The following is a 2,119-nucleotide window of genomic DNA, read 5'->3' on the forward strand; positions in this document are numbered from 1 at the left end:
TCATCAGACATTGAAAATCAAAAATTGTTTTTGATGCTCGATGCTGTGAGTGCCCACACAGATTGCTTGATTCAAATTGTTAAAGAGCGACGCAGATTTTGGCTGCTGCGGGAGTGGCATTCTACTCAACCGCCTTCTCGAGTCAAGCCTTATTTTACGAGGCTTTTCGAGGCTACCGACCGGCTTGTTTGCGTTGCCGCTTGCCCTGTCGATGGAGGCGCATTATAGGGAGCGAATTCGTTCTGGCAAGAGGATAATTGCAAAAAGATGGCTTTCACCGTTCAACCGCTCACAAAGCCACCAAAAAGCATCTTAATCCAGCGAAATCAGCCTGTGACAGGCGCTGCAACGGCAAAATCATGCAGGTTGTCGTAGATGGCATCGGCCAGCTCAATCCCCGCATCAGTAATCGGCTTGCCTGTTCTGACCATTATCTTGTGACCGACCTTGGCATTGATGGCGGCTTTCAGGTCCGAAGGTTTGTCACCCACCATATAAGAGCGGTCCATGTCGATGCCCAACTCTTGCTGCGCCAACAGCAGCATGCCGGGTTCCGGTTTGCGGCAGTCGCAAGGGGCGCCGTGATCCGGGTGATGGGGGCAGAAGTAGATACCATCGAGATCCACATCCCGATCGGCCAATGACCAATCCATCCACTCGGTCAGGTTCATGAAGTCATCTTCCGTGAAGTAACCGCGGGCGATACCGGATTGGTTGGTCACCACGACCAGCAAATAGCCTTTTTTCTTCAGCAATTGCATGGCCTCAATCACCCCGGGCAGAAAATGGAAGTCATCAACCTGGCTGACATAACCCGTGTCTTTGTTGATGACACCATCGCGATCCAGAAAAATGGCGGGTTTACTCACAGCAGCTACCTCTATAGATGATTTCGCAAAAGTATCTCACAGGCCAATTAAAGCCCCAAAAGTAAAAGGGGTGGCCGAAGCCACCCCTTTCATGTGTGCATATAAAGTATCGATTAAGCGATAACTTTAGCTACAACACCAGCACCTACGGTACGGCCACCTTCACGAATGGCGAAACGCAGGCCGTCGTCCATCGCGATCGGGGCAATCAGGGTAACAACCATCTTGATGTTGTCGCCCGGCATGACCATCTCTACGCCTTCCGGCAGTTCGATGGTACCGGTCACGTCGGTAGTACGGAAGTAGAACTGCGGACGGTAGCCCTTGAAGAACGGAGTGTGACGACCACCTTCTTCTTTGGACAGCACGTACACTTCGGATTCGAACTTAGTGTGCGGCTTGATGGTGCCCGGCTTGGCCAGTACCTGACCACGCTCTACGTCTTCACGCTTCACGCCACGCAGCAGCGCGCCAACGTTCTCACCTGCACGACCTTCGTCCAGCAGTTTGCGGAACATTTCAACGCCGGTACAGGTGGTCTTGGTGGTATCTTTGATACCAACGATTTCCACTTCTTCACCAACTTTAACGATACCGCGCTCTACACGACCGGTTACTACGGTACCACGGCCTGCGATGGAGAAGACGTCTTCGATAGGCATCAGGAACGGCTGGTCAATTGCGCGCTCCGGCTCCGGAATGTAGGTGTCCAGGTGGCCAGCCAGTTCCAGGATCTTCTCTTCCCACTGAGCTTCGCCTTCCAGCGCTTTCAGTGCGGAACCACGTACTACCGGCAGGTCATCACCCGGGAAGTCGTACTCGGACAGCAGTTCGCGAACTTCCATCTCGACCAGTTCCAGCAGCTCTTCGTCATCTACCATGTCGCACTTGTTCATGAACACGATGATGTACGGAACGCCTACCTGACGACCCAGCAGGATGTGCTCACGAGTCTGCGGCATCGGGCCGTCAGTCGCTGCTACTACCAGGATTGCGCCGTCCATCTGGGCAGCGCCGGTGATCATGTTTTTAACGTAGTCGGCGTGACCCGGGCAATCTACGTGGGCGTAGTGGCGGGTAGCAGTGTCGTATTCTACGTGGGAGGTGTTGATGGTGATACCACGCTCACGCTCTTCCGGTGCCTTGTCGATCTGGTCGAAGGCGAAAGCTTTACCACCGAAGTGCTTGGCCAGCACGTTGGTGATGGCGGCGGTCAGGGTGGTTTTACCGTGGTCAACGTGGCCGATGGT

3 protein-coding genes are annotated in these 2,119 nt (G+C 53.9%); 1 reads left to right on the top strand and 2 read right to left on the bottom strand.

Annotated elements, in window-relative coordinates:
- The coding region (locus tag AB5Y64_RS15995) for a hypothetical protein (protein ID WP_368204213.1) at positions 1 to 228 on the top strand (228 nt) is incomplete at its 5' end.
- A gap of 98 nt (positions 229 to 326) precedes the next feature.
- Here AB5Y64_RS15995 and gmhB read toward each other — a convergent pair.
- Together gmhB and tuf are read right to left on the bottom strand one after the other, a co-directional pair.
- The gene (gmhB, locus tag AB5Y64_RS16000; protein WP_010675946.1) at positions 327 to 869 is read right to left on the bottom strand and encodes a D-glycero-beta-D-manno-heptose 1,7-bisphosphate 7-phosphatase; all 543 of its coding nucleotides are present in this window, start codon (positions 867 to 869) and stop codon (positions 327 to 329) included.
- A gap of 113 nt (positions 870 to 982) precedes the next feature.
- Positions 983 to 2,119, bottom strand: a 1,137-nt coding sequence (gene tuf / locus AB5Y64_RS16005; protein WP_017788708.1) for an elongation factor Tu, incomplete at its 5' end; no start/stop codon positions are given.

Source organism: Aeromonas sp. R5-1, from assembly GCF_040908265.1.
GTDB classification, from domain to species: domain Bacteria; phylum Pseudomonadota; class Gammaproteobacteria; order Enterobacterales; family Aeromonadaceae; genus Aeromonas; species Aeromonas caviae.